The 21,259-nt window shown below is 44.2% G+C and carries 19 protein-coding genes and 2 tRNA genes; 11 read left to right on the top strand and 10 right to left on the bottom strand.

What is annotated here, in order from left to right:
- Positions 1–44 precede the first annotated feature (44 nt).
- Positions 45–533, bottom strand: coding sequence for a DUF456 domain-containing protein (locus ACY2IG_RS03040; RefSeq protein WP_231496923.1), 489 nt, complete (start codon positions 531–533; stop codon positions 45–47).
- A 273-nt stretch (positions 534–806) separates the two neighbouring features.
- Here ACY2IG_RS03040 and ACY2IG_RS03035 point away from each other — a divergent pair, with 273 nt between their 5' ends.
- Positions 807–2,291, top strand: coding sequence for an aldehyde dehydrogenase family protein (locus tag ACY2IG_RS03035; protein WP_081780441.1), 1,485 nt, complete (start codon positions 807–809; stop codon positions 2,289–2,291).
- Between the two features lie 60 nt (positions 2,292–2,351).
- Positions 2,352–2,741 (top strand): tautomerase family protein, encoded by a 390-nt coding sequence (locus ACY2IG_RS03030; RefSeq protein WP_462618352.1) that lies wholly within the window; start codon positions 2,352–2,354, stop codon positions 2,739–2,741.
- Positions 2,742–2,851: 110 nt separating this feature from the next.
- On the opposite strand, the gene yidD is transcribed toward ACY2IG_RS03030, so the two are convergent.
- Positions 2,852–3,136, bottom strand: coding sequence for a membrane protein insertion efficiency factor YidD (gene yidD / locus ACY2IG_RS03025; RefSeq protein WP_035412458.1), 285 nt, complete (start codon positions 3,134–3,136; stop codon positions 2,852–2,854).
- 104 nt (positions 3,137–3,240) lie between these two features.
- On the opposite strand from yidD, the gene ACY2IG_RS03020 reads away from it, so the two are divergent.
- From ACY2IG_RS03020 to ACY2IG_RS03005, 4 genes are all read left to right on the top strand, one after another.
- Complete coding sequence (locus ACY2IG_RS03020) at positions 3,241–4,206, top strand: quinone oxidoreductase family protein (protein WP_035412456.1); 966 nt, start codon at positions 3,241–3,243, stop codon at positions 4,204–4,206.
- Between the two features lie 185 nt (positions 4,207–4,391).
- A complete protein-coding gene (locus ACY2IG_RS03015; protein ID WP_462618351.1) occupies positions 4,392–6,674 on the top strand; it encodes a YhgE/Pip family protein in 2,283 nt (760 codons plus the stop codon).
- 28 nt (positions 6,675–6,702) lie between these two features.
- Positions 6,703–7,215 carry a TetR/AcrR family transcriptional regulator gene (locus ACY2IG_RS03010; protein WP_462618350.1) on the top strand — a complete coding sequence of 171 codons (513 nt, stop codon included), beginning with the start codon at positions 6,703–6,705 and terminating at the stop codon, positions 7,213–7,215.
- 434 nt (positions 7,216–7,649) lie between these two features.
- A complete protein-coding gene (locus tag ACY2IG_RS03005) occupies positions 7,650–7,928 on the top strand; it encodes a hypothetical protein (RefSeq protein ID WP_056063494.1) in 279 nt (92 codons plus the stop codon).
- Between the two features lie 36 nt (positions 7,929–7,964).
- On the opposite strand, the gene ACY2IG_RS03000 is transcribed toward ACY2IG_RS03005, so the two are convergent.
- A complete protein-coding gene (locus ACY2IG_RS03000; protein WP_462618349.1) occupies positions 7,965–8,699 on the bottom strand; it encodes a metallophosphoesterase family protein in 735 nt (244 codons plus the stop codon).
- Positions 8,700–9,060: 361 nt separating this feature from the next.
- Between ACY2IG_RS03000 and ACY2IG_RS02995 the strand changes: the two genes are divergently transcribed.
- Positions 9,061–10,083 carry a PTS transporter subunit IIC gene (locus tag ACY2IG_RS02995; protein ID WP_290788004.1) on the top strand — a complete coding sequence of 341 codons (1,023 nt, stop codon included), beginning with the start codon at positions 9,061–9,063 and terminating at the stop codon, positions 10,081–10,083.
- A gap of 97 nt (positions 10,084–10,180) precedes the next feature.
- Here the strand turns inward: ACY2IG_RS02995 and ACY2IG_RS02990 are convergent.
- Positions 10,181–10,253: transfer RNA gene (locus tag ACY2IG_RS02990), tRNA-Val, on the bottom strand.
- 184 nt (positions 10,254–10,437) lie between these two features.
- Between ACY2IG_RS02990 and ACY2IG_RS02985 the strand changes: the two genes are divergently transcribed.
- The gene (locus tag ACY2IG_RS02985; RefSeq protein WP_462618348.1) at positions 10,438–13,578 is read left to right on the top strand and encodes an efflux RND transporter permease subunit; all 3,141 of its coding nucleotides are present in this window, start codon (positions 10,438–10,440) and stop codon (positions 13,576–13,578) included.
- A gap of 200 nt (positions 13,579–13,778) precedes the next feature.
- Here ACY2IG_RS02985 and ACY2IG_RS02980 read toward each other — a convergent pair whose 3' ends face one another.
- Positions 13,779–14,606, bottom strand: a complete 828-nt coding sequence (locus tag ACY2IG_RS02980) for a D-alanyl-D-alanine carboxypeptidase family protein (RefSeq protein ID WP_047395064.1) — start codon at positions 14,604–14,606, stop codon at positions 13,779–13,781.
- A 213-nt stretch (positions 14,607–14,819) separates the two neighbouring features.
- Here ACY2IG_RS02980 and ACY2IG_RS02975 point away from each other — a divergent pair, with 213 nt between their 5' ends.
- Together ACY2IG_RS02975 and ACY2IG_RS02970 are read left to right on the top strand one after the other, a co-directional pair.
- Positions 14,820–15,365, top strand: coding sequence for a methyltransferase family protein (locus ACY2IG_RS02975; RefSeq protein ID WP_311247023.1), 546 nt, complete (start codon positions 14,820–14,822; stop codon positions 15,363–15,365).
- Between the two features lie 17 nt (positions 15,366–15,382).
- On the top strand, positions 15,383–16,870 hold the full coding sequence (locus ACY2IG_RS02970; protein ID WP_035412432.1) for a phytoene desaturase family protein: 1,488 nt from the start codon (positions 15,383–15,385) through the stop codon (positions 16,868–16,870).
- A gap of 58 nt (positions 16,871–16,928) precedes the next feature.
- On the opposite strand, the gene ACY2IG_RS02965 is transcribed toward ACY2IG_RS02970, so the two are convergent.
- Genes ACY2IG_RS02965 through ACY2IG_RS02955 form a run of 3 tightly spaced genes read right to left on the bottom strand, consistent with a single transcriptional unit; the run spans position 16,929 to position 19,512 of the window.
- Positions 16,929–17,495, bottom strand: a complete 567-nt coding sequence (locus ACY2IG_RS02965) for a histidine phosphatase family protein (protein ID WP_290788018.1) — start codon at positions 17,493–17,495, stop codon at positions 16,929–16,931.
- An 18-nt stretch (positions 17,496–17,513) separates the two neighbouring features.
- The gene (locus tag ACY2IG_RS02960) at positions 17,514–18,161 is read right to left on the bottom strand and encodes a response regulator transcription factor (protein WP_290788021.1); all 648 of its coding nucleotides are present in this window, start codon (positions 18,159–18,161) and stop codon (positions 17,514–17,516) included.
- A gap of 1 nt (position 18,162) precedes the next feature.
- The gene (locus ACY2IG_RS02955; RefSeq protein ID WP_290788024.1) at positions 18,163–19,512 is read right to left on the bottom strand and encodes a sensor histidine kinase; all 1,350 of its coding nucleotides are present in this window, start codon (positions 19,510–19,512) and stop codon (positions 18,163–18,165) included.
- Between the two features lie 147 nt (positions 19,513–19,659).
- Here ACY2IG_RS02955 and ACY2IG_RS02950 point away from each other — a divergent pair, with 147 nt between their 5' ends.
- Complete coding sequence (locus tag ACY2IG_RS02950; protein WP_290788027.1) at positions 19,660–20,214, top strand: YdhK family protein; 555 nt, start codon at positions 19,660–19,662, stop codon at positions 20,212–20,214.
- A gap of 45 nt (positions 20,215–20,259) precedes the next feature.
- On the opposite strand, the gene ACY2IG_RS02945 is transcribed toward ACY2IG_RS02950, so the two are convergent.
- A tRNA-Val gene (locus ACY2IG_RS02945) sits at positions 20,260–20,332 on the bottom strand.
- 141 nt (positions 20,333–20,473) lie between these two features.
- Positions 20,474–21,100 (bottom strand): nitroreductase family protein, encoded by a 627-nt coding sequence (locus ACY2IG_RS02940; RefSeq protein WP_290788030.1) that lies wholly within the window; start codon positions 21,098–21,100, stop codon positions 20,474–20,476.
- Positions 21,101–21,259: the final 159 nt, after the last annotated feature.

The raw sequence follows: 21,259 nt of genomic DNA, 5'->3' as shown, positions 1-21,259 counted from the left end.
GGAACTTTTGCAAAATGTGTACTTGAAGACACGATTTCAATCGGTCAGACCACGTATAGGATGAAGATTACAATCATGAGCAACATCGCGATTCCCTTTAACAACGCACTTGATAAGATACCGAGAACCGTACCGATTCCTACTGAAACGGCTGTTTGCCATGTTTTTTTACTAATGATTTTTTCCGTCAAGATGGCAAAGACGAACGGGAAAATCAATAGTCCGATTCCTGGTAAAATAAACGGTCCAGCAATCAATCCCACTGTCGTCGCGATTTTAGCCGCTTGAGATCCTCCCCGTCGATCAACAGTGTAGGCGCTGACGAGATAATCCAGTGTGAACAAGAGAATGATAAAAATCGCTTGAATCACCCAAAAACTAATCGATAATTCAGAGAAACCGAATCCGAATCCATAAATCAAAAAGCCTACCACTAAAATCGGCGCACTTGGGATGATCGGATATACGAGTCCTGCAAAAGCGACGAGAAAACACACGACGATTAGACTCCATAATAAAATTGTCACTTCCATCCCTCCCTTCTTCTAAAGTTCTTGCTTTTATTACGAACGTGAAGAGGCAAAGGTTTCATCAAGCGCTTGTTTCAATCGTCCTTCTAAAAAAGAACGATCCCACTCATTTTTATAGCATTATATTGGTTAAATTCCTGGTTTAAAGTTCTTTAAAACCCGCTTGACTGACTGATTTTGAGCAATATGTTTGGTAGAAGTGTATGGATGTGTTTTACTTCTTTTCATAACGTGAATAACTTAATTGTTATAATAACGAATGGAGGATGAAATGAGATGGCTCAACAAAACGAAGCTACATTGCATACGGATTTTACGAAGATTTATATTGACGGTCAGTGGCGCACAGGCGCAAGTGACAGCAACATGACGAACACAAATCCATTCACTGGAGAAGAGCTCTTTACGATTTCTGCCGCGAACCAACAAGATTTAGATGACGCGTATGAAGCGGCTCAAGTTGCTCAAAAAGACTGGGCGAAAGTTCCTGCCTTAAAACGCCAAGGTCTCATCGAAAACTTCCTGAAGGTGTTGTACGAAGAAAAAGAGACTATCATCGATTGGCTAATCAAAGAGTCAGGAAGTACACGTATTAAAGCGGAAGGTGAATTCCTTGCCTCAGTCTTGATCGTAAAGGAAGCTGCTACCTTCCCATTACGGATGCACGGTGAAATTCGTCCATCGGTCGTACCAGGCAAAGAAAACCGAATCTATCGTAAAGCACTTGGCGTCATCGGTGTCATCAGTCCATGGAACTTCCCGTTCCACTTAGCTGTGCGGTCGATCGCTACTGCTATCGCTATTGGGAATGCAGTCGTCGTTAAACCGGCAACAGACACACCTGTCTCAGGCGGTTTAATTTTCGCTAGCCTGTTTGAAAAAGCTGGATTACCAAAAGGTGTTTTAAATGTTATCGTCGGTCGTGGTTCAGAAATCGGTGACGCCATCGTCGAACACCCTGTCCCACGCTTGATTTCCTTTACAGGATCAACTGAAGTCGGTCGCCACATCGGAGAACTTGCCGGTAAACACCTGAAGAAAACAGCGCTTGAACTTGGCGGAAACAACGTCTTCGTCGTACTTGATGATGCTGATCTCGATCGTGCGGTTGAATCTGCTGTCTACAGCAAGTTCTATCATCAAGGTCAAATCTGTATGTCGACGAACCGAATTCTTGTCGCTTCTTCGATTCATGATGAGTTCGTCGAAAAATACGTTGCTCGTGTGAAAGAATTACAGTATGGTGATCCATCACATGACCGGACACAAGTCGGACCACTCATCAATCAATCACAAGTCGAACGCATCCTTGAAGATCTTGAAAAAACAAAAGCTGCCGGTGCAACCGTTCGTGTAGGTGGAGAAGCAAAAGACAACGTCATTGCGCCAACTGTCGTCACAGGCGTCACGAACGATATGCCGCTTGCTAAAAATGAAATCTTTGGACCAGTTGCCGTCATCATCCCATTCGATACAGATGAAGAGGCACTTGAAATCGCAAACTCTCTTCCATACGGATTGAGTGGTGCAGTGCACGGTTCATCTATTGAACGTGCGACCGCTTTTGCACTGGAAGTCGAGACAGGTATGATTCACATCAACGACCAATCGGTCAACGATGAGCCACATATGCCATTTGGTGGTGAAAAAGATTCAGGACTTGGTCGCTTTAACGGTGAATGGGTACTTGAAGAATTCTCAACTGTACAATGGTTGTCCGTCATGCATGATCGACGCCAATACAAACCATTCTTTGAATAAATAATCGAGAGCAGGGAACTCTTCCCTGCTCTACATACTTAAAAAAGGAGCTGAACGGTTATGCCATTATTACGATTCGACATCATTGAAGGACGTTCTGAAGAAGAGTTGAACGCGTTACTCAACACTGCACATGACGCGATGGTCGAAGCATTCGACGTGCCGGAACGTGATCGGTATCAAATCGTGCATACACACAAAGCCCACGAAATGGTCATTCAAGATACAGGTCTTGGTTTTAAGCGGAGTAAAGATATCGTCCTTATCAGTGTGACAAGTAAAACGCGGACGAAAGAGAAGAAGCAACGTCTCTATCAATTGCTCGCTGAACGATTAGAAGCAAATTGTGGACTTGCTCCGACTGATTTAATGGTTTCAATCGTCGAAAATGATGCGGCGGACTGGAGTTTCGGTCTCGGTGAAGCACAGTTTTTAACAGGTAAACTATGAGCGTTCAACAAATGAAACAATTAAAGGGGGGGGGGTGTTACCGATGATTTCCGGTAACACCCCCCCTTTTTCTTCATTCATTAAACTATTAACATAAACCCTAACATGACTTATTCCACAGTGACTTCGACCTTCTCACGGGGATTTTCTCGCTGTAACGGCGCTTTCCAACTAAACTGATCAGGTTCTGGAACGAAATCGAGACCTCCTGGATGAAACGGTTGGCAACGGAGCAAACGGCGTGTCGTCAAATAACTCCCTTTTACTGCACCATGACGTTCAATTGCCTCCATCCCGTAATGGGAACACGTCGGATAGAATCGACATGTGGCTGGTTTCATGGGAGAAATGACTTTTTGATAAAAGCGAATGCCTCCCATTAAGACACGTTTCATAACGTCCCTTCTTTCTTCTTTTTTTCTAGTGTAACGCATCTGTCCATCATTTTCAGATGTTCTGCTTTATACTATAAGCAGATTTAAAAGAAGGATGTGTTGAGATGAAGGCATTAACATTCCACGAATTCGGAGGTTCTGATGTATTACGCTTCGAAGACGTGCCAACGCCAACAATCAGCGAACAGGAAGTTCTGATTGAAATGAAAGCGATCGGTCTGAATTTTGCAGATATTTATCGTCGAAAAGGAAACTATCATTTAGAAGGACAGCCTCCCTATATTTTAGGTTACGAAGGAGCAGGAGTCATCACCGCAATCGGTGCAGCCGTTTCAACGTTCCATGTAGGTCAACGGATTGCTTTTGCGGACGTTCCGCTTGCGAACGCTGAGTACGTGGCGGCACCCGTTGATAAATTGATTCCGCTTCCTGACGGTATCTCATACGAAACAGCAGCTTCTGTCTTATTACAAGGATTGACGGCACATTATTTGACTCGCGACAGTTATCACGTTCAACCAGGAGATACCGTCTTAGTTCACGCTGCTGCCGGTGGCGTGGGGCAATTACTGACACAACTCATTCGTTTACTTGGTGCAACTCCGATTGGCTTAACTTCTTCTCCCGATAAGGCACAGATCGCAAAAACTGCCGGTTGTGAGTCTGTCTATTTGTACTCAGAGAACTGGGTCGAGCAAGTGCTTACACAAACTTCTGGTAGAGGGGTCGATGTCGTTTATGAGTCTATCGGTTCTACGCTAATGGACAGTTTCCATGTAACGAAAGTACATGGGACCGTCGTCTTCTATGGTATGGCAGGCGGTGATCCCGCACCTGTCGATCCACGTTTTTTAATGGATACATCCAAAACATTAACAGGTGGCGACCTTTGGAATGTGTTAACGTCTTCTGAGGAACGCATCCGCAGATCGGGTGAGCTGTTTGATTGGATTTTATCTAGTCACCTTAACCTGTCCTCTCCGACAATTTTTGCTTTATCTGATGGAAAAGCAGCGCATGACTTTTTAGAAAGCCGACGTAGTACAGGAAAGTTACTGTTAATTCCTTAATCATTTTCTAGAGACGACTCTCCGTGAGTCGTTTTTTTGTGTGAAATTGGAATTATCGATTGATTTTTTATAATGAAGAGAGTAAAGTAAATCTCATCAAAACCTAAAACTCAAATTAGTTTTGAGTTTTAGAAAGGGGATTTGTATTTATGTTTCGCTCAGAATGGAAGAAATTGAAGAGTCCGATGATGATCGTCGTTATTCTCGCCCTCATCCTCGTACCGTTTCTTTACAACTCCATCTTCTTATCTGCATTCTGGGACCCGTACGGTCGTACAGAAGATATTAAGGTCGCTATCGTCAACGAAGATCAGGCGACAAATTTTAAAGGAGAGAAAGTCGACATCGGGGATCAATTCGTCGATAAACTCAAAAAAAATGATGATTTTGATTGGCAGTTCTTATCTCAGGATAAGGCAGAGAAAGAATTGCGTGACGGAAAAGTCTACATGACAGTTGTCATTCCAAAGAATTTTTCTAAAAATGCAACGACACTACTCGATGATCACCCGAAGAAGATTGAGTTAGAATATTACTTGAATCCAGCGAAAAACTACTCGGGAACACAAATTTCGAGTACTGCCGCAAAACAGTTAAACGAAAAAATCCGAAAATCCGTTACGAAACAATATAGTAGTGCTATATTCGGTGCGTTAAAGAAAATCGCAAACGGAATGGAAAAAGCGTCGGACGGTTCCTCTAAACTCGAGGACGGTAACCATAAAACAGCGGATGGCGCTAGAACACTAGCAACAAATCTTGGAAAACTCGCAGATGGCAGTCTGACACTGTCCGAAAAACTCGGGGAAGCGAATCAAGGTTCGAAAAAACTGAGTGATGGTGTCACGACACTCGACGGAAAGACCACCCTCTTCGCTCAAAAAACGGGTGAGCTATCTTCTGGATTGAACACACTCGATGAAAACGGTGGCAAGTTACAGGCAGGTGCCGCGCAACTTCAAGAAGGCGCAACAAAACTCAGCGGTGGCTCAACACAGGTACGCCAAGGGGCAGAACAACTGGCTGCGGGTACTGCTCAGCTTAATGAAAAAATTCCTCAGTTGACGGACGGATTAAATCAACTGGATGAAAAAGCACAAGCTGCGAATGCCTTTTTAACACAACTCAATCAAGATGCTGAACAGGCGAAACAGGACTTACGGGCCCGTCGCGAAGCACTTGAGACAAACGTCGCTCAACTAAAAGAAGTTATTTCTGCTTCTGAACAGTTATCGGATGAAGAAAAACAAACGTTACTCGGTTCTATTGGTTCATTAGAAGAAAATATTCAAAGTCTTGCTGCCCAAGAAGGTGCAATTGATCAGAGTCTTGCTCAAGCAACAGAAGCAACGAAGAAAATCGGTCAACTCGCCGCAGGTGGTCAGCAAGTCCAGTCTGCTGTATCGCAACTAAACGCTGGACAATTGAAGCTCGTCGATGGTGCGAAACAAGTCGAGTCTGGCGCACAACAATTAGCTAGTGGACAACAGACGTTCAATGAAAAACTCGGTCAGTATACTGCGGGTGTGCATAAAGCCGCAACAGGCGGTGCCCAACTAGCTGACGGCGCAAACCAACTGTCAGATGGTACACATCAACTTCAAGCTGGGGCTAGCGCGTTGAATAACGGATTAGGACAATTGGCATCTGGTTCTTCTACGATTACAGATGGTATCGGCAAAACGACCGAGGGTGCTTCAAAAATCGCGGATGCCAACACGAAACTTGAAGATGGAGCTAAAACACTGAAGGATGAGCTCAGCAAAGGAGCTAAAGACGCGACGGTCAAGCCGACAAAAGAGCGGGATAATATGCTAGCAGAACCCGTCGTCTTAAAAGAACATGACTATTCGACGGTCAATAATTACGGTTCTGGTTTATCAGCTTATATCCTTAGTATTGCCTTGTTCGCAGGTGCCTTGATGTTCTCGTCGGTCTATCAGATTCGACCCGAACATGGTGAGCGTCTGACATGGCGCTTCCTCGTCGGTAAATTATCACTTATCTTACCGATTGGCGCATTACAAGGTGTCGCAGCGGCCACAGCCATCGTCTATGTACTGGATGCTGATGTCGCGAGTGTCCCTGCGCTCTATGGATTCGCTGCCTTGACAGGTATGACGTTCATTACCATTCTATTCACGCTCGCGATGCTACTCGGTCGCGTCGGACAGTTCCTTGCCTTCTTACTACTCCTTCTTCAAATCGGTGGTAGTGGTGGAACGTTCCCTGTCGAAATGACGCCAGGGTTCTTCCAAGCGATTCATGCTTTCTTACCGATGACATATTCGGTCGGTGGATTCCGCGAAGCGCTTGGACTCGGTGTGACGGATGCCCTTGTATCCAATAGTCAAGTCCTTGCGACCATATTAGTCGTCGCATTAATCATCAGCTTCGTTGGAGGGCTCGGAGCCAAACGGATTCTACTCTCAACGAAAGCGAGACGAAAACAACATGACACAGTCTGATAAAGAAACTTTGATACTCGACTCAGCAATGGCTTGCTTTTCAGAACTCGGTTATAAGGGAACGACGATCGAGCGTGTCGCCCGACGCGCTCATGTCGGAAAACCAACCGTCTATCAATTGTTCGAAAGTAAACTCAATCTGTTTGAATCACTCGTAACACGTGTGTTGCAAGAGATGAAAGAAGAAGCAGAACGCGCTTACGTCGAACAGGCGACCGTAGAAGAAAATAAACAAGCAATGATCGACGCCATCGTCTATCATCAGCAACAACACTTATTCATTCTTCAAATCATCGAAGAAACACGCAACTTAAAATTACAAGAGATGCAGGAATTACGGATGCGGATTGAACGACATGTCGTCGAATATATCAAGACATTACTTGAGACTCGTCTTGGTCAAGACGATCGCGACATACCGGTCGATGTCACGGCCTTCCTGATCTTTCGAACGTATATCGCGTTGATCGCCGAATGGCCATCGATTGCGCGTCCACTTGAACTCGATACGATTCGACGTGCCATGTTGCGCGTTCTATGAATAAAAAACCGCTGATCCATGGATCGACGGTTTTTTATTATTCAATTCTTTTTCTAAATCACGTGTCGCTTGGCTGGATAAGACTGTTTTTTCATCCATTTCCCAAAGCGTGTTCTCGGCTTTAGCAAAACATGCGCCACATAATGCTTCCACTCGTAAGCAAGCAACATGACGATCAATCCGATGCAAAAGAATAGCAACATGGACCAACTGAATGGTTGCGCGATGATATACCCACTTATTCCAATCAGTAATACAAGCATGATTAAAATATCTGGAAACAGAAAAAAAGGCGATACATATCTGACATGAATGTCCTTTCCTTTTCCTTCATTACAGCGTTTAGTCGTACGTTCATCGATTCGTCACGTTTTTTCCTGTAAGACATATAGTCATCTTTGCTCCTTCCCTTATACTAAAAAAGGAATGGAGTGATGATCGTTTTGAGTTTATCGACCGGAATCATCTTTGTATTACTCGCTTATACACTTATGTCGCTTTACGACATGTGGCAGGTTTACCGGACAACGAGCAAGCTCTGGATATTTGTTTTATTTCTTGCAACACTGATCAGTCTTGTTCTTGCCTTTTTCGTGGCCCCTGTCCTTGCACTATTCTTCTACTGGTCACGCCACTCGTTGAAACGAAATATCGGTATCCTGTTACTGATTATCGTCTGCCTCGTCTCAATCATGACGAAACTGTCTGCATGATCGACTTCCTTCATGATCTATTCATGAAGGTTTTTTTCATGATCTATTTCCGAAGAAGAGACGTCGCATCAATTCACGTTCCGGCATTTCTGTTGTATTGAGTACATTTAGAAATGGGCGGTCATCGTAAGGAATCGTCAGGATCTCCGAACGAACTTGTCCTTTTTCTAAAGTGAGGATTGCTACTGGGGCAAGAGCTGTTTCCTGACATCCGACCGCTCCAGGGTTGATGTACAGCGTTTGCTCCGTCTCAACTTGTTGTGCTGGATGGTGGTGACCAAAGCCAATGATTCGCGCCTCATTTCCAGAAAAAAGGACGGGTAAGCTTTCTTTTGTTCCATCCACTGCTGGCTTTAAGGGTTCCTCACCGATTTTCTTCGTCTGATCGGCATAGGCATAATGTGTCAGATACATCGTTTGTTCCTGATGGGTGACATTCAATTCACGCGGTAAACGCTCCAAATAACTCTGATTCTCCTGCGTCAATGAATCTGCAATCCATTGATGGTGCTCTTTCGCATGTTGGTAACTAGCGGGATAGACATCCCCATGAATCAAAGCAAGGACGCATTCATCATGGTTCCCAGAAATCGTCTGAATATCAGGCCGCTGCCTTAACAAATCGATGACCTCATTATGTTCAGGTCCGATACCGACGAGATCACCGAGACAATATACAGCATCGATGTCTGAAGACTGATCGAGGTAGGACAACACGGCACGCAATGCTGAAGCATTCCCGTGAATATCTGTAAAAATCATCACTCTCATGTAAACGCCTCCATTGTTAGTACATTAGGATTTCCCGATATTAGCGTGAATTCCTATTAGATTTAAAGAAAAATAAATTGTCAGAAAATATTGATTATTGACTAGAAGCATGTTAGGCTTAGAAAAATTCACAGAGAGGGGTACGATCGAATGATTCCGACGCAACAGCCATTTAACCAAGCCGGACGACTGATTATTCTATGCATAAGGGACTGAAAACTTTTCCGATGATGAAACGGAAATGATTTTTGGGCCCTCCTTTCGATGCATCGAACGAGGCGCCCGCACAGAATGAGTGGCGCCTATCCCAAAAATGGATAGGCTTTTTTCATGGCAAAAAATAGAGATAGATAGAGAGAGGATGACAACGTTGAAAGAATATGCGATGGATCGAATGGTAAAAGTATCAGCTGGAATGGCGAATGCCGTTCTTGTAACACTCGGTGTCGGACTCCTGATTGAGACGCTCGGCAATTTTTTACATATCCAAATGCTGCTGACGATTGGCGGCGTCGCAAAAGTACTGCTTGCTCCTGCACTCGGTGCCGGTATCGCCTTTCAGCTCGGAGGAAACACACTTGTCCTGTTCAGCGCGATGATCGCAGCGACGATTGGTGGTGCTGCGCTTCAATCGACTGCTTCTGGACTCGTTCTTGTACCCGGTCAGCCAATCAGTGCGTTACTCGCAGCTGCGGTCGCTGTATACGTTGGAAAACGCATGACTGGAAAAACGAAATTTGACATGATGGTCATCCCGATGAGTGCTGTCCTTGCTGGTGGCGTGACCGGCATCGGTGCTGCTGCCGTAACGACGCCACTCCTTACAAAATTCAGCGCTATGATCACCGCTTCAGTCGAGTCGTCTCCCATTGCTACGTCCCTTGTCATTGCACTTATCTTTAGCGTCTTATTGATGTCTCCTGCTTCGTCTGCAGCACTCGCTATTGCTTTACAGCTTGATCCTGTGGCAAGTGCCGCTGCACTCATTGGCTGTTCCGCTCAATTCGTTGGCTTCACATTGATGGCATATCGTCAGACGGATCCCGGTGGTTTGATTGCTTCTTTCTTTGTCACACCTAAAGTACAATTCCCGAATATCGTTAAAAATCCACGTCTTGTCGTTGCACCGTTTCTCGCAGCGATGATTTCAGCTCCTGTAGCGACGCTTCTTCTCTCTTTGAAAGTACCATATGAACTCGCTGGACTCGGTTTAAATTCGATGATTGCGCCACTCAATATCTTCGTCAACCAAGGTCCTCAGGCGTTCCTTATCTTCTTCTTGACTGGTGTCGTTTTACCTGGCGTCTTGACACTCGTCTTCTATCGATTGACGACTGTCGCAGGCTGGACGAAGCGTGGCGATCTTCATCTCGAAATCCAATAAAATAATATCTCTACCTTCCAACTATTCCTGATTGATTTCGGGAATAGTTTTTTTAATGCAAAAAAAATCGTTCCTTCGAAAAGGAACGATTTCGGTATGATTCTGACTGGGCTCGAACCAGCGACCTCTACCCTGTCAAGGTAGCGCTCTCCCAGCTGAGCTACAGAATCATGCTGTGTTGTTACTGGGTATATTTTTATTATAGCAGCATATCGAAAGGTGTAAAGCCTTTTTAACAAAAAAAATTATCTTTTTTCAAAAAGATCTTTTTGAATAAAACAGTTTTAAAGTTGCGGGTTCTATGAGTGTCCTCTACTATGTAAATAAGCACATATAAACGAAAGGAGTGTTCATATGAACTTTTTAACCCGATTCAGTTTAAAGAATTCGGTGGCTGTTTTCATCATCGCCATTCTTTTAGTTTTAGGAGGCGTCTATTCTTTCTCGAAATTAAAAGTCGATCAGTTCCCAGAAATCGAATTTCCTCAAATCTCTGTTGAAGCAGTATATCCTGGTGCTTCGCCCGACGATGTCGATAAACAAGTCGTCTCGAAGCTTGAAACTGCCTTGAAAGGAATCGAAGGAGCTACTAAGCTGACAAGCTCTTCTTATGAAAGCATCGGTATCTTAAACATCGAATTCCCGTTCGATACTGATATGGATAAAGTCGAACAACAGATTGATGCTGCAATCCAAGATGCGAATCTACCGGAGGAAGCAACGACGAAATTAAATCGTCTGTCCTTTGGATCGTTCCCAATCTATAATATCTCTTTCTTTAGCAAGGATGGTAAAGACATCGAAAAAATCCTCAAGGACGATATCGAACCTGAACTTAATAAGATTCCAGGAATCAATAGCGTTTCCGTTGGTGGCTACAAAGATGATCTCGTTCAAATCACCGTCGATAATCAGAAAGCAACAGAAGCAGGACTCTCGCTCTCAAGTATCAAGGAACAAATCAACGGAAAGTATGTCTCGTTCCCATCTGGTCAGCTATCAGAAAATGATTCAAAAATACCGATTCGCGTTGAGGAAAAACTAGAAAATCTAGATAAACTAAAAAATCTACAATTGACACCTGTTGCAGGTGCGACTAGTTCAGCTAGTAGCAATCAAACAGGTGATTCATCTGCTGGCGGCCCACCACAAGGTGCAACACAAGGACCACCAAGTACAACAGGTGGAGCAGCTACAGATCAGGCGTCTGAACCTGCAGAACCGATTCGTCTAGAAGATATTGCAAAAATCGAAGCAGTCTCGCAACAAAGCGAAAAAACACGTTACGATTTAAAAGATTCCTTATCGATGGCAATCACGAAAAAACAAGATGCCAATACGGTCGAAATCGCAGATGAAGTCACGAAGATCCTTAATAAATATGACGATCAAGTCGACTATACGATTGGGATCGATTCAGCGAAGGATATCGAGGAATCCGTCGCGACACTCGTCAAAGAAGGATTACTTGGTGCCCTCTTTGCCTCTCTCGCTGTACTCTTGTTCTTACGAAATATTCGCGCAACGATTATTGCCATCGTCTCGATTCCTTTATCGTTACTCATTGCTGCTATCTTCTTGAACTGGCAAGATATTTCTCTGAACATCATGACACTTGGCGGGATGGCCGTTGCAGTCGGTCGTGTCGTTGATGATAGTATCGTCGTTATCGAGAACATCTTCCGGCGTGTCCGAAAATCCGAATCCGGTATGACGGATGAGATCATCGAACAATCGACAAAAGAGATTCTAAAAGCAATCACGTCATCGACGCTAACGACCGTCGTCGTCTTCCTGCCAATCGGATTCGTCGGTGGAATCACTGGTAAGTTCTTCTTACCGTTTGCTTTGACAATTATTTTCTCATTACTTGCTTCACTACTCGTTGCGATCACGATCGTACCGATTCTTGCGAAATTTGCCTTTAAGAAGGTTCCAGCAGAAGAAAAAGAAGGTGCTCTTCAACGGTGGTATGGCAAGCTGATTGAAAAGTCACTCTCGCATAAGGCGACGATCTTAATTGTATCGTTCATTCTTCTCGGCGGTTCTCTAGCGATCGTTCCACGTCTCGGCTTTACGTTCATTCCGAACGAAGCCTCAAAGACACTAACGGCATCGCTTGAACTTCCGGCTGCCACATCGCTCGAGAAAACGAGCGACGTCTCATTTGAGATGGAACAGATGTTTGATAAAGAACAAGCAATCGCTGACGTCACGACGTCTGTCGGAGCACGAGACTTTACGACAGGCTTACGTCTCGATAATAAAGCAAGTTATTTCTTGAACCTGAAGGACGGCGCGAACGTTGAGAAAACGATCAAATCACTTGAGACACAGATGGAAGACATCGCTCAAGAGGAAAACGTCAATGTCAAAATCAGCGTAGCTGAATTATCAACAGGTGGTCCTCCGTCGAACAACAACGTCGATGTCGACCTGTTCTCGAACGATCTTGAAGCGCTTCAAAAAGCTGCGAAATTAGTCGAGGATAATATGTCCAAAAATAGTGATTTAAAATATATCACAAACAACTTCAGCGAAAAACAAAAGCAATTCCTCGTTGAAATCGATCCTGAAAAAGCAAGTGATCGTGGACTATCCGGCTTCCAGATCCTCGGGACCGTCAATGATCAAACGAAGCCTGTTACTGTTGGCACGTTGAATCTTGATAATAAAGATCAAGATGTACAATTGTCTTATGAAAAAGGACTCGTTTCGAAGAAAGATCTCGAAGACGTCCAACTGTTCTCAGCAAACGGTCCTGTTGCTCTAACAGATGTCGCGACCGTCAAAGAAGTTGAGACCTTCACATCAATTCAAAAGCTCGACGGAAAAGTGTATGCTCGCGTTTCCGGACAAGTTAAAGGAGACGACGTACAAAACGTTTCTAATGCTGTAAAAACAGAGGTCGAAAAAATTAATTTACCAGACGGTGTCTCGTTGACAAGTGGTGGTGGGAATGATGATACAGTCGAAATCTTCCAGTCCCTCGGAATCGCGATTGTCGTTGCAATCGGGCTTGTTTACCTGACGATGCTGATCACGTTCGGAAAAGCACGAATTCCGTTCATCATCTTGTCTTCACTGATTTTTGTTCCAATCGGTTCACTCGTCACGCTCTTCTTGGCAAATGAACCATTATCGGTCAGTGTCATGATCGGCTTCTTAATGTTAATTGGTATCGTCACCACGAATGCCATCGTTCTCGTCGACCGTATTGGTCAAAACGTTGGTCGTGGTATGCCAATTCGCGAATCATTGATTGAAGCGGGTAAAACACGATTGCGTCCAATCCTGATGACCGCATTCGCAACGATCATGGCATTGGTACCACTCGCATTAACAACTTCTTCAGGGACATTGATCTCAAAAGGTCTCGCCCTAACAGTTATTGGGGGGTTAACGACATCTACGTTGTTAACACTCATCATTGTTCCAGTCGTCTATGAACTGTTCTTCTTCAAAAAAGCGAAAAAAGAACGAACAACCAATTAAGTGAACATCAAAAAAGCCCATCGCTTGGATTGCGATGGGCTTTTTATAGTGTGAGGCTTATGATTCCAACGGTTCATCCGTCTGCTCCAATGTACCGTCATGTTCAGCTACCAATCAGCATGCCGGTCATTGTCAAACAGTCCATCTCTTTCATTCAAGACGAATAATAGATGAATCCAACACCCTCTATTTATCATGTTTTAAGATGTCGAAGTCTTTACTGGTTTCCAAGGAGCAAGATGAAAATACTCTTCCATTGTCAACCCACTGAGTTTCAGGCGAGCAGCAAGCGTCGCCCCTACATAACGGTAGTGCCAGCTTTCATACGTATAACCTGTCCACGATTCTTTACCAGATGGATAACGAAGATGGAAACCATACCGGTGCGCATTCGCGAACAGCCATTTCGCCTCTTTCGTCTTCGCAAAACTGAACATCGCGTATTTAGAAGAATCTGCTCCCCCGATATCAAAAGCGAGTCCTGTCTGATGTTCGCTTTTTCCTGGCTCCGCACTATAAGTACTCGCTTTTTCATATCCATCTCGCGCGACATATTTATCAAACAATGCCTTTTGGTAAGCGTACGAACGGTATGTACTAAATGCGACCAGCGTAATCCCCTCTTTTTTTGCTGCCAAGCGCATTTTCTCAAAAGCTGCACGCGCTTGCTGATTCTCTCCAGGAGCGTACGTCGAACGGAGTGCTAAGTTCTTATTCGCGATGAGTGTCTTGCCAATACGTTTCCCACCGATTTGTTCATCCGTCAACAGATATTTCGTACTCGCATAGCCAATCTTCGTTCCGTACTGTATTTTGGACCACGTACCGATTTTTGATAGTTCTGTTACATAAATCCCTGTCGGAATGACTGCAATACTCGGTTGCTCGACTGATGTCCCTTGACGTAAATGAAGGGATGTCTTGGCTTGACGATAAGAAGAAGTCGCCGCCTCAGCTTCTGATATATAAGTCGACGTACAGGCTACCGTCAATGCCAATGTCGTGATGAGTGTCTTGATGTATTTCATGAATCGTGTATCTCCTTTATGCATGAGGATCTGCATCCATATTTTAGATTAGAATACCATTATTTTTTTCAAACAGGGTTCATTCGGAATGCTTGTCATGAAAATGAAGTATTTCTGAAGTTTTCTAAATGTAGCTTAAGGGTGAATTGCAATGGGTAAATAACGTTGAATGCGCTTTCGAAACAAGTTCTGAAACAGAAAGGAGGAGCGTACGTGACATTGTGGGAATGGATCTTCAGCATTGGTAGCGTCTGTTGGATCAGTGAAATGATTCGTTTTCGGAATCGATCCGATTCCCAGTCGGGCGCCGCAGAACAAGTAAGTTTTTATTTGATTTTCCTTGTCTTGAGTGGAACGATCGTCTGCTCTTTCCTCTTTGCGGACGAAACTGTTTCTCCCTGGTTGCGCATCACTTCCTGCCTGCTGTTGTGGAGTGGAGTCGCTTTACGCCTTTGGGGAATTCTCCACTTAAAACAACAATTCACTCGTCACGTCGTCGTCGCAGCTGATGACAAGCTTGTCAGTAGTGGTCCTTATCGTTTCTTGCGCCATCCATTGTACAGTGGATTATTGTTGATCACGATCAGCTTTCCTCTGTTCACGGGACAAATGGTCCTATTCGCTTTCGCTGGAGTGCTCATGTTCTTTTTCCTACTCTATCGAATCCGGATCGAGGAAGCGATGTTGACAAAAGGTTTCGGACCTGCCTATACGATGTGGGCTGCAAAACGAAAACGTTTGATTCCATTCATCTATTAAAAGGAGAAGTGATCCATTTGAAGAAACGTGCAATCGTCATTGGAGCTGGTCTTGCCGGTATGTCTGCTGCCATTCGTTTAGCTGGAGATGGTTACGCAGTCACGATGCTTGAAAAAAATGCAAACGTCGGTGGGAAACTAAATCAGCGCAGCGGGAAAGGATTTACTTTTGATACTGGTCCATCGATTTTAACGATGCCTTGGGTACTCGAACAACTCTTCTCAAGTGTTCATCGTAACTTAGATGATTACTTAGAAATCGAACGCATTGAACCGCAATGGCGTACTTTTTTTGAAGATGGAACAAAAATCGACGTCAAAGGTGACTTACCTGGAATGCTTGAAGAAGTCGAGCAAATTTCGTCACGAGCGGATTTCGTCGAATTGTTCCGGTACTCAAAACAAATGTATGACTTATGTCTCGACAGCTTTTATAAATACAGTCTCGAAGATTTAAAGGACTTAAAAAAATACCATACGATGTCTGATTTATTAAAGATGGACCCGATGAACACCGTCGCGACCGGAACAAAAAAACACCTCAATAATCCGTATCTCGAACAGCTGTTCAACTACATGGTCATGTATGTCGGTTCCAACCCTTATCAAGCGCCAGCCGTCTTCAATCAAATGATTTATGTACAGATGGGGCTTGGCATCTATTATGTTAAAGGCGGGATGTATCAAATCGCGCGTGCTATGAAACGATTGCTTGACGAGCTCCGCGTCACGGTGCATCTCAACTCACCGGTTGAACAAATCGTCCTTGAAAATAAAAAAGCAGTTGGTGTCCTTTCGAATGGTACGTTCCATGCAGCCGACATCGTCGTCTCAAATCTTGAGGTCATCCCGACTTACGAACGAATCGTACCTGAGAAAAAAGCCCGGAAGCAGGCAAAAAAATTACAGGCATCGTTTGCTCCCTCTGTTTCTGGACTCGTATTATTACTTGGTGTGAACCGTGAGTATAGTGGACTAGCACATCACAACTTCTTTTTCTCAGAAAATCCAGAGCGCGAATTCGCTCAAATGTTCAAAGAAGGAACGCCTCCTGAGGATCCGACGATTTATGTCGGGGTTTCGTCGAAATCTGATGCTTCGCAAGCGCCCGATGGAAAAGATAATCTGTTCGTCTTGACGCATGTCCCTCCTCTAACACTCCAAAAAGGTGAGGTCGACTGGGATGCTTATCGTGAAGTTGTTCTTGATAAACTCGAACGAATGGGACTTTACGGTCTTCGGGAATCAATCGAGTTTGAATATCGCTTCACCCCAGAAGATCTGAAGGACTTATATGGTCCAAACGGTGGATCGATTTATGGTGTCGCAGCTGATCGGAAGAAAAATGGTGGATTCAAGATTCCATCGAAGAGCGAGTTATACGAAGGACTTTATTTCGTTGGTGGTTCTACACACCCAGGCGGCGGTGTGCCGATGGTCACCTTATCCGGTCAATTAACAGCTGATTTGATCCGAAAACATGAAGGTGCTATTCCTACGCCTTAAGATTTCTTTGATTACAAAAGAGACGGAAACTGATTTACTCATCAGTTCCGCCTCTTTTTTACTTTACATTCGTCAAAAGTGGTACGACGTGAATATCTACCTCTCCTCCTGATTTCACTTCCAACCGGCACACGGCTGGCATCGGTAAGGATTTCCAAAATGTATAATCAAATGTCGGATCGAATGTTTCGAGAAGTAACACCATGATGTTTCCATGTGTTCCAAGAACAACTATTTCGTCGGAATGCTTCTCCACCAGTTCATCGATGAATTGCCGAATGCGTTGCGCTGCTTCTTTGTTCGTTTCGCCCCCGAATGGATTATCGTTCGGATGTTGCCATACATACATAACCGCCTCCTGAAAACCGTCAAGCTCTCCAGGTGCTAGTAATCGCTCTCTTAGTTCTTCTACCTCAATAATTGGTTGTCGACGTGCCTCCGCGAGCGGTGCAACCGTCTCGATTGCCCGCTGATACGGACTACTATAGAATCTGTCGATTGGAATTTCTTGAAACGTTTCAAGTAAACGTCTTGCATCTGCCTGTCCTTTATCGGAAAGTGGACGTCTCCGTTCATCCGGTGAGTATGTCGAATGTGCGTGCCGTACGAAATAGAGTGTCGTCATGTTTGAATCTCCTTCTTACTAGTGTATCCAGCGGTATCCGATTCCGCGAACCGTTTCCAGATGCTGTTCGATTGGAAAACCGCAAACACGTAGTTTTTCTCTTAAATGTCTGATATGCGAGTCGATTGTCCGCTCGTCTACAGACGCTTCCGCTCCCCATAACATCGTCGTCAGCTGATTCCGCGTCCAAACACGTCGTGGAGAATCTAAAAATACACCTAACAATTCAAACTCCGTCTTCGTTAACGAAATCGTTTGTTGGAGGTAACAACAACGATAGCCTTCCCGGTCATAGGATAGACCAGCATGCCGCTGCTGTAATAAAACTTCCATTCGTCCGATCAGTTCTCCTTCTTGAATCGGCTTTGATATGTAATCATTCGCCCCTACTTCCCGTGTCCGAATGATGTCTTCCCGCTGATTCCGTGCCGTAACCATCAATATCGGGATGTTAGAGTGTTTTCGAATGAGACGACAACATGTCCATCCGTCCATATCTGGCATCATGACGTCTAATAAAATAAGATCAAATACGTTCTGACAGCAGAGCTCAAGAGCTTGTTGCGCAGAATCCACAAGCTGACACGTGTACCCATACGGCTGAATATACAGTTTTAACAGTTCAAGCATTCTCGGTTCATCATCTACAATCAATACATGCGGCATTTTATTTCTCCCTCCACTGCAGTGTCACTTGTGTTCCATGTCCAAGTTGACTCTTGATGTTCAATTCAGCTCCATGTGTCTGCGCAATTGCTTCAACGATGGAGAGTCCGATTCCAGTTCCTCCATGTTTTCGAGAACGCGATGTTTCCGTTCGGTAGAGCCGTTTCGTTACATGAGGTAAGGAGTCTGCAGCAATCCCTTCTCCTGTATCTTCGATTTGAATGAAAGCCCCTACTGCGTTGACACCATAACGAACGATGATTGTTCCCGACGTCGTATGTCGACGTGCATTTTCAATGATATTTACAATCATCTGACGGAGTTGCTGAGCGTCACCCATCACTTGTAATGGCTCACCTTCTATCTCAAAAGAAATATTTTCTTGTTCGATGTCTAGACGCATCAATCGTATCACTTGATGAATCAAGTCTTCGACATCGACAGGTTTTCGTTCCATCATAAAAGCATTGGCATCAATTCGTGCCAGCCAAAATAGTTGTTCAATCCATTCATTCATTTGCTGACTTTCTTCTCGAATGATCGTGATGTAGCGTCGTTGTTCATCCGGTGTCAATGTTTGGCGTTTGAGAATATCCGCATATCCCTTTATATATGTCAATGGTGTTCGTAGTTCATGAGATACGCTTGCTAAAAATTCGGATCGTTCCCGATTTAAAAAATCGAGATCCTGTTTTAACTGCTGAATCGAACGCGCCAATTGTCCCAGTTCGTCTTTTCGATCAATTGGCAACTCTCCACTTCCCCCATCCAATAGACGCGCCGTCGCTTTTTCCATCTGAATCAACGGACGAGAAATGATTCGGGTCGTCCAAATGCTTGCAGCACCTGCCAATAAAAGTGCAAGCAGACCAACTTGGAAAAACTGCTGTTTCAACGGATCAAGTACGTGATCCACGATTGCTTTAGAAGCGAACATGAAGACATGACCACGATGTTCCTCGTCAATGGTGATGGGACTGTCCGTCATTAAAAAGTTACGCATCGTTACGATTTTTCCTCGTTGACGATAATCAAAATCTGTATGTTGTAATACACGTCTCATCTCACTCGTCAAAGGACGTGATGCTTCGAGTTGTTTCCCTCTTGCATCGGTGATCACGACAGTAAAGGATGAGTTCGCTTCCATCATACTGACATGACGCATCGTCGTTTGGTCGTAGGAATCGACCAGGACATCACGATGGGTATTCCCTCGGTTCAGCAAACCATCCACCACTTCCTGTGTTCGTATTTGAGACAACTGATAATATAAAGTCCCGAACAATACACTGCCACAAATTAAAAATGCCGCAAGAACGATTCCTCCGACCGAGTATGAAATACGACGCATGACGTTTCCCTCCTTATCTCTCCATTTTAGTATAGCGAAAAAAAACATAATCAATGCCGATAAACGAAACTGTCACTTCATCTGCACACGATTTGCACATACGCTGGGTATAGTAAAGAAGACTAATGACTTCAGGAGGGTTTTAATATGAAAAAATCATTGACGTTAACTTTACTTGCTCTTAGTTCTACGCTTTGGCTCGGTGCATGTGGATCCGCTTCAAATGACGATGGAAGTAATAGTGACTCACACGACATGTCACATGGAGATATGATGCATTCGAGTGACGGAAAGGTACCGTCTGGTTTAAAGAAAGCTAGTGATCCGACTTATCCGAGAGGCAGTAATGTCACTTTGACGACGAATCATATGGACGGAATGAACGGAGCAAAAGCAACGATTGCCGGTGCTTATGATACTGTCGTCTATGCAATCAGTTATAAACCGACTACTGGTGGAAAGATGGTGAAAGATCACAAATGGGTCATTCAGGAAGAACTTGATCCAGTTCCAACTAAGCCACTGCAAGTTGGTGATGAAACGACTGTCAAGGCAGATCATATGAAAGGTATGGATGGAGCTAAAGCGACGATTGATGAAGTAAAAGAAACGACTGTCTACATGGTGAACTATGAACCAACGGACGGTGGAGAGATGGTGAAAAATCATAAATGGGTCACCGAGGATGAGATAAAGAAATAATAAAAAAGCCCGCTTTTCCTATAAAGGAGAAGCGGGCTTTCAGTATGATTCTGACTGGGCTCGAACCAGCGACCTCTACCCTGTCAAGGTAGCGCTCTCCCAGCTGAGCTACAGAATCATGTTTGCAGTACGTAATGTACTTGCTAGGACATGTATTAATATATCAAGAAACTAAAAGGCTGACAAGTCTTTTTCCGAAAAAAAAAATAAAAAAATTAAAATGGAGGAATTGCCCCCCGCTTCCTCCATTTTGAATGACTTACAGGAAGGTTGATACTCGATCGATCGGTAAACGGAGTGCTGGACGTTTTTTTGCATCTTCGACCGCTTTACCGACAGCAATTAACATGACCGGTACATACCGTGACTCGGTAATAAACGTTTCCGTAAAACGTTGATGATCAAATCCACCCATTGCGAGTGTTGATAATCCACGCGCTTCTGCCGCAAGCATCAATTGCATCGCAGCAAGACTCGCATTCGACATTGCCGCGTCGCGACCATACGCTTCACTTTGATAAGCGCCTTCTACTTGTGCCTTGATCGAATCGAACAATTCTTCTGTCATACCACCCGCTTCTACTGCCGGACCGTAGACCGGATTATAGTTTCGATTGGCTTGAACATCCCCTAGAATCGCAATGATTGCTGAAGCCGAAGTGATGGCCGGCTGATTGTATGCAATTGGTGCAAGCTGTTGCTTCGCTTCTTTTGAATGGAAGACCGTGAAATGCCAGTGTTGTAGATTCCAAGCACTCGGCGCCGCTGTCGTCCATTCTAATAGTTCTTCCACTTCCTGTTTTGAAAGTTTGAACGTTTCGTCGTAATGACGAACGGAACGTCTTTCTGTTAAGACACGCATTGTATCCAGTGTTGCCTGTGTCATGTGCAAATCCCCCTTATTATTATCAGATTACTTAGATATCGTAGCATGTCTCTTTTTCATTGTCCTCTACCAATACTCCAAATAAATCATCTGTTATAAAACAATGTTTGACATTAAACTTCTGTACTAATACAATAAAAACAAGAAAAAAGACTATTT

It is taken from the genome of Exiguobacterium sp. EF_C8, from assembly GCF_054956715.1.
This window is presented reverse-complemented; position numbering and strand designations above follow the sequence as displayed.

Excerpts from the sequence above, each read along its gene's own strand:
- ACY2IG_RS03040 (WP_231496923.1), bottom strand. The coding sequence starts at position 533 with ATGGAAGTGACAATTTTATTATGGAGTCTAATCGTCGTGTGTTTTCTC.
- ACY2IG_RS03035 (WP_081780441.1), top strand. The coding sequence starts at position 807 with ATGGCTCAACAAAACGAAGCTACATTGCATACGGATTTTACGAAGATT.
- ACY2IG_RS03030 (WP_462618352.1), top strand. The coding sequence starts at position 2,352 with ATGCCATTATTACGATTCGACATCATTGAAGGACGTTCTGAAGAAGAG.
- yidD (WP_035412458.1), bottom strand. The coding sequence starts at position 3,136 with ATGAAACGTGTCTTAATGGGAGGCATTCGCTTTTATCAAAAAGTCATT.
- ACY2IG_RS03020 (WP_035412456.1), top strand. The coding sequence starts at position 3,241 with ATGAAGGCATTAACATTCCACGAATTCGGAGGTTCTGATGTATTACGC.
- ACY2IG_RS03015 (WP_462618351.1), top strand. The coding sequence starts at position 4,392 with ATGATGATCGTCGTTATTCTCGCCCTCATCCTCGTACCGTTTCTTTAC.
- ACY2IG_RS03010 (WP_462618350.1), top strand. The coding sequence starts at position 6,703 with ATGGCTTGCTTTTCAGAACTCGGTTATAAGGGAACGACGATCGAGCGT.
- ACY2IG_RS03005 (WP_056063494.1), top strand. The coding sequence starts at position 7,650 with ATGATCGTTTTGAGTTTATCGACCGGAATCATCTTTGTATTACTCGCT.
- ACY2IG_RS03000 (WP_462618349.1), bottom strand. The coding sequence starts at position 8,699 with ATGAGAGTGATGATTTTTACAGATATTCACGGGAATGCTTCAGCATTG.
- ACY2IG_RS02995 (WP_290788004.1), top strand. The coding sequence starts at position 9,061 with ATGACAACGTTGAAAGAATATGCGATGGATCGAATGGTAAAAGTATCA.
- ACY2IG_RS02985 (WP_462618348.1), top strand. The coding sequence starts at position 10,438 with ATGAACTTTTTAACCCGATTCAGTTTAAAGAATTCGGTGGCTGTTTTC.
- ACY2IG_RS02980 (WP_047395064.1), bottom strand. The coding sequence starts at position 14,606 with ATGAAATACATCAAGACACTCATCACGACATTGGCATTGACGGTAGCC.
- ACY2IG_RS02965 (WP_290788018.1), bottom strand. The coding sequence starts at position 17,495 with ATGACGACACTCTATTTCGTACGGCACGCACATTCGACATACTCACCG.
- ACY2IG_RS02960 (WP_290788021.1), bottom strand. The coding sequence starts at position 18,161 with ATGCCGCATGTATTGATTGTAGATGATGAACCGAGAATGCTTGAACTG.
- ACY2IG_RS02955 (WP_290788024.1), bottom strand. The coding sequence starts at position 19,512 with ATGCGTCGTATTTCATACTCGGTCGGAGGAATCGTTCTTGCGGCATTT.
- ACY2IG_RS02950 (WP_290788027.1), top strand. The coding sequence starts at position 19,660 with ATGAAAAAATCATTGACGTTAACTTTACTTGCTCTTAGTTCTACGCTT.
- ACY2IG_RS02940 (WP_290788030.1), bottom strand. The coding sequence starts at position 21,100 with ATGACACAGGCAACACTGGATACAATGCGTGTCTTAACAGAAAGACGT.